The 4,997-nt window shown below is 72.3% G+C and carries 5 protein-coding genes; 3 read left to right on the top strand and 2 right to left on the bottom strand.

From position 1 onward, the window contains the following. Nucleotides 1-30 precede the first annotated feature (30 nt). The gene (locus ACFVIM_RS32830) at nucleotides 31-1,518 is read right to left on the bottom strand and encodes a S41 family peptidase (RefSeq protein ID WP_384309345.1); all 1,488 of its coding nucleotides are present in this window, start codon (nucleotides 1,516-1,518) and stop codon (nucleotides 31-33) included. 206 nt (nucleotides 1,519-1,724) lie between these two features. Then, nucleotides 1,725-2,429, bottom strand: coding sequence for a hypothetical protein (locus ACFVIM_RS32825; protein ID WP_384309342.1), 705 nt, complete (start codon nucleotides 2,427-2,429; stop codon nucleotides 1,725-1,727). Between the two features lie 308 nt (nucleotides 2,430-2,737). On the opposite strand from ACFVIM_RS32825, the gene ACFVIM_RS32820 reads away from it, so the two are divergent. From ACFVIM_RS32820 to ACFVIM_RS32810, 3 genes are all read left to right on the top strand, one after another. Then, a complete protein-coding gene (locus ACFVIM_RS32820) occupies nucleotides 2,738-3,328 on the top strand; it encodes a lytic polysaccharide monooxygenase (protein WP_384309340.1) in 591 nt (196 codons plus the stop codon). A gap of 286 nt (nucleotides 3,329-3,614) precedes the next feature. Then, nucleotides 3,615-4,349 carry an alpha/beta fold hydrolase gene (locus tag ACFVIM_RS32815; protein WP_384309337.1) on the top strand — a complete coding sequence of 245 codons (735 nt, stop codon included), beginning with the start codon at nucleotides 3,615-3,617 and terminating at the stop codon, nucleotides 4,347-4,349. Nucleotides 4,350-4,554: 205 nt separating this feature from the next. Continuing rightward, nucleotides 4,555-4,977 (top strand): DUF350 domain-containing protein, encoded by a 423-nt coding sequence (locus ACFVIM_RS32810; RefSeq protein WP_384309334.1) that lies wholly within the window; start codon nucleotides 4,555-4,557, stop codon nucleotides 4,975-4,977. The last annotated feature ends 20 nt before the right edge of the window (nucleotides 4,978-4,997 follow it).

Here is a 4,997-nt window from a genome sequence, read left to right as displayed (position 1 = left end):
GACCGGCACCACCGGGAACGGGCCGCCGGGTCAGCGGCGCCGGGTGAGCAGGGTGACCGCCCGGTCGAACGCGGAGTCGCGGTCGGCGGCGAACTCCTCCTCGGTGAAGACGGGCACGGAGATATGCGGGGGCACGCCCGCGGCCTCGTGGGAGTGCCCGCGCGGGGTGGTGTACCGCTCGTTGGAGAGGCCGAAGCGCCAGCCGTTGGGCAGGACCCGGCCCAGGACGTCGGAAAGGGCGCCCTGGGTGTTCCCGCCGATCAGGGTGGTCCGCAGCGGGCGTTCGGCGAGCGCCTTGGTGAAGGTCTCGCCCGCGCTGACGGTGGCACCCGAGGCGAGAACCGCGACGGGGCCGGTGTAGCGCGGGACCCCCGCCTCCGGGACCACCCGCGCGGTGTACCGGGGGGTGAAGCGGGTGGCGTCGGCGGGGTCGTTCCTGACCTGCTTGCGGTAGGCCGGGTAGCCGCGGTCGGTGAGCCGGGCGGCGATCTGGAGGCCCAGTTCATCGCTGCCGCCCTGGTTGACCCGGACGTCCACGATCAGACCGCGCCAGGCGGTGCGCCCCTGGGTACGGGCCCGGGTGATGATCCGGTCGAGCACCCGGTCGAGTTCGGCGGCGTCGGCCTCGGTGCCGGTGTACTCCGGTGTGTACCCCGCGAACCGTCCGATCCGCAGATAGCCGATACCGCCGGGGAGGTCCGCGTACCCGATGGCGCCGTGGGCATGGGTCTCCAGCCGGGCGCCGCCGAGGTCGCGGCGCTCGATGAAGGCCCGGGTGCGCTCGTCGTAGGCGTCGTCGGGGAGGACCGTGCCGGCACGCTGCCCCATGGAGGACCGGCCCAGGTCGGGGGCGTCCAGGGAGACATGCGCGTCCTGGAGCGGCTGGGTCATCTCCGAGAGGATGTCGAACAGCTCCGCCGGGGTGGTGCCCGCGTGGACCCTCGGGCGGTACCGGTCGCGCGTCGCGTCCCAGTCGACACCCCTGCGGTCGAAGAAGGCGTAGTTCTCCGCGAAGGTCTGCCAGAAGACGTCGAAGGTGGCCACCGGGTCGGTGGGGCCGGGCTTGCCGCAGCGCTCGGGCAGTGCCGCGATCCGGTCCAGGGAACGGGTGCCGAGCGAACCGTGGATCCTCAGTCCGGCACGATCGCCGCCCTGGGGCGCCATCGTCAGGGCGTACCCCGCGCCCTCGAACCTGACGGTGCCGTCGGGAGCGGGCCGCCCCTGGCTCCTGGCGCTGGGGCCGGGCAGGCAGCTCAGCGCGGTGGTGTCCCAGACCCGCAGCTCACCGCCCTGTACGGAGACGACGGTCCCGTGCCCGTCCATCCGCCAGACCCCCTGGACCGAGGCCGCGCCGTGCGCGGGCCTCGGTGGCGCGGCGGTCGCGGGTACCGCGGCGGCGGTGGACACGGCGCCCGCGAGCGCGAGTACGGTCCCGGCGGCGAGGAGGCCGCGCCGGGCCCCGGGGATGGCGGACTTCACTGGTGTCACTGTGTTCCTCCCATGATCGGTCCTGACCATGGTTCCGCCGCCGCCCCGGGCCTGGCGTCCCCCCTCGGGTTGTCATCCATGTCACACCTCGGTCGTATGAGAGGAGTTGACTCCCCTAGGGGCCCGCCCGTCGTCCCCGGGGTTCGGCAGGTGATCAGGGGCGGGCGGGGCTGACGCCGGACCGGCCGGAAGGGCGGGGTGCGCCGCCACCCGGCCTCCGCCCGGGCGCGGGCCGCTCAGCCACGGGTGAGGCGGAGGGTGCGGTCGTCCCGCCTGTCGGACTGCCCGCGTACGGGGAGGAGTTCGGCTTCGATGCCGCGGCGGCCCAGGTCCCGCAGGAGGGAGCCGAGCGCGGGATAGGCGACTCCCGCCGAGTCATTGAGCGGGTGGAGGCGGACCTCCCGGGCGACGCGGCACAGTTCGCACAGCGCGGTGAGGTGCGCGGCGCGATCGAAATGGCGCGGATAGGTGAACAGCAGAAAGCCCGAGACCGCCAGGGAGAAGGAGTCGCTGGGGAAGGGCAGCACGGGCAGCGACGCAGCCCGGTAGTGGCCGGTGCCCTCGGCCCGGTCGCGGCGGTAGTCCCGCAGGAAGACCCCGGCGGCGTCGGCCCAGCGCTCCACATGCGTCCACTGACCCGAGGCGTCGAGGTCGAAGCGGTCGGGCTGGGCGGCCGTCCACTGGCGTACCCGGGCGAGACCGTCGTCGATCGCGGTGGCGAGACGGGGTGCGTCCATGCGGTAGGAGGGGTCGACGCTGATGGCCGTGCCGCCCAGGGAGCGGACGGTGGCCGCGAAGTCACTCGCCCCGCCAGGGCAGTCCAGCACAGGTCCGGTGAGGATCCGCTCCGTGGAGAGTGCGAACTGCTCCCGGTACTCGGCGTACGGGCGGCTGGAGATGATGATGTCGCCGATGGGGTCGCGGGCGCCGGTCGCGTTCACGCCGTACCGCCCGGGCCTTCAGGGCCGCTGGCACCGCGGTCCGGTGCCGGGGCCGCCGGACGGGACGGTACGGCTGCGGTGGGTGCGTCCAGCGGGACGGCACCAGGGCTCGGTGGAGACACGGACATAGGTCGCATCGTAGGGACACTGCCCTAGAGACGCGCCCGCCGCCCAACACTCCCTCCCCCAGGGGTACTTGGTCTAGACCTGGAGAGTTGAGAAGACTACGCTCACTCTTGGTCTAGACCGCAAGTGCTTGATCGCCTCCCCCACCCTGGCGACCCCCACACCTCTTCCAGGAGCGAAGCATGCGCAGAAAGATCACATCCGCCCTCGTCAGCCTCGGTATCGCGGCCGGTGGCCTGGTCGCCCTCACCGGGAGCGCGCAGGGGCACGGCTACGGTGACTCCGTCGTCAGCCGTCAGCAGCTGTGCGCGACAGGCGTGGTGCAGAACTGCGGCCAGATCGTCTGGGAGCCCGAGAGCGTCGAGGGGCCGCAGGGCTTCCCGGCCCAGGGGCCCGCCGACGGAAAGATCTGCGCCGGTGCCAACGGCCGGTTCTCCGAGCTGGACGACCCGCGCGGCGGCGCCTGGCCCACCACACAGCTCTCCGCCGGGCAGAGCCACACCTTCAGCTGGAAGATCAAGGTCCGGCACGCCACGGCCGACTTCCGCTACTACATCACCAAGGACGGCTACAACCCCGCCAAGCCGCTGACCCGCGCGGACCTGGAGCCCCAGCCGTTCCTCACCGTGCCGTTCGGCGGAGTCCGCCCGGCGGCCACCGTGACGCACAACGGCACCCTGCCGAAGAAGTCCGGACGCCATCTGATCCTCGGCGTCTGGAACATCTCGAATACCGCTAACGCGTTCTACTCCTGCTCCGACGTGCGGTTCTAATACGCGGTACACAGGGCACTGAGCACACGGCCGGATCCCCCCGACGAGCCGTCGGGGGGATCCGGCGTGGGCACACGGGGCCGGTCAGGGCACCGGGCGGGTACGCCCCCGGGGCTCCGCGAACTCAGCGAATCCGGCAGACCCGGCGAACTCAGCCAACTCGGCCAACCCGGCGAACTCGGCGGCACCACCCCGCCGGGCGGCCGCCCTCCGCTCGATTCAGGACCGTCCCTGTCCCCGTTCCCTTCTACGCTCCCGCTCAGTACCTCATCGACGGGAGAACACCATGGCCACCTTCGTACTCGTTCCCGGCGCCTGGCTCGGCGCGTGGGCCTGGGAGGAGACCGTCCACGGGCTGCGGGAGCGCGGGCACAGCGCGTTCCCGGTGACCCTGACCGGGCTGGCCGAGCGGGCCGGGCAGGGCGGGCCCCAGACGGATCTGGAGACCCATATCGCGGACATCCTCGACCTGGTCGAGCGGCACGACCTGCGGGAGGTCACACTGGTCGCCCACAGCTACGGGGGCGCTCCCGTCACCGGGGCGGCCGGACGGCTCGGGGACCGGCTGGAGCGGGTGGTCTATGTGGACAGCGCGCCGTTCCCGGAAGGCATGCGGGTGCTGGACCTGATGCCGCCGGAGACCGTGGCGGAACTGGGGCGCCAAGTCGCCGGCGCCGGTGAGGGCTGGCGGCTGCCGATGCCGCCTCTGGAGGTCGTGGGCCTGACCAGCAGCCTGGACGGGCTGGACGAGCGGCAGCGGGACGTGCTGCGCGCACGGGCCACCCCCCAGCCGTACGGTACGTACACCCAGCCGCTCGCCGGTCCGGTCGAGCCCGGGGCGGGGGTGGACCGCGTCCTGGTCGCCTGCCACGACTTCCATGCCCTGCTGGAGGCCGGGGTACCGGAGCTGGCCGCGCTCACCCAGCCGCCCTGGCGGCGCTTCGACCTGGCGACGGGACACTGGCCGATGCTGTCGACGCCCGGGGAACTCGCCCGCGTTCTCGACCAGGCCGTCTCCTGACCCTCCCGCCGTCCCTCGGCACCACGCTGCGCTTCCCGGTGTTCCCGGTGTTCCCGGTGTTCCTGGCGTTACCGGCGTTACCGGCGTTCCCCGGCGGGGCGCGCGCACCGGGCCCGGGTGGGCACGTCGCCCCCTTCCGGGGGCGTGCGGTACATTTTGCGCGCCCTTGACCGGCATCACCTGCGACAACGGAGAACGGCCCGCGATGAGCGACATAGTCAGTGGACTCGGCCGCACCAGTGCCTATGGCGCCCTCGGTGTGGTTCTGCTGATCCTCGGAATCCTTCTGGTCGACCTGCTCACCCCGGGCAAGCTCGGCCGCCAGATCTGGCAGGACCGCAACCGCAACGCCGCACTGCTGCTCAGTTCGGCGCTGCTGGGCGTGGGCGGGATCGTCTTCACCTCCATCTGGACGACCTATGACGACTTCGTCAAGGGACTGGTCTCCACGGCCGCGTTCGGTCTGCTGGGGCTGGTGATGATGGCGGTGGCGTTCCTGGTGGTGGATCTGGTGACGCCCGGGAAGCTGGGCGAGACACTGGTCCAGCCGGAGCCGCATCCGGCGGTGTGGGTGACCGCGTCGTGCAATATCGCGGTGGCGGCGATCGTGTCGGCCTCGATCGCCTGACCTTCCCGACCTTCCTGTCG

It is taken from the genome of Streptomyces sp. NPDC057638, assembly GCF_042800315.1.
Taxonomy (GTDB): domain Bacteria; phylum Actinomycetota; class Actinomycetes; order Streptomycetales; family Streptomycetaceae; genus Streptomyces.
Note: the sequence above shows the minus strand (reverse complement) of the source record. Positions and strands in the feature narration are given on the sequence as shown.

Coding starts and splice junctions, on each gene's coding strand:
- ACFVIM_RS32830 (WP_384309345.1), bottom strand. CDS start 1,518: ATGGTCAGGACCGATCATGGGAGGAACACAGTGACACCAGTGAAGTCC.
- ACFVIM_RS32820 (WP_384309340.1), top strand. CDS start 2,738: ATGCGCAGAAAGATCACATCCGCCCTCGTCAGCCTCGGTATCGCGGCC.
- ACFVIM_RS32815 (WP_384309337.1), top strand. CDS start 3,615: ATGGCCACCTTCGTACTCGTTCCCGGCGCCTGGCTCGGCGCGTGGGCC.
- ACFVIM_RS32810 (WP_384309334.1), top strand. CDS start 4,555: ATGAGCGACATAGTCAGTGGACTCGGCCGCACCAGTGCCTATGGCGCC.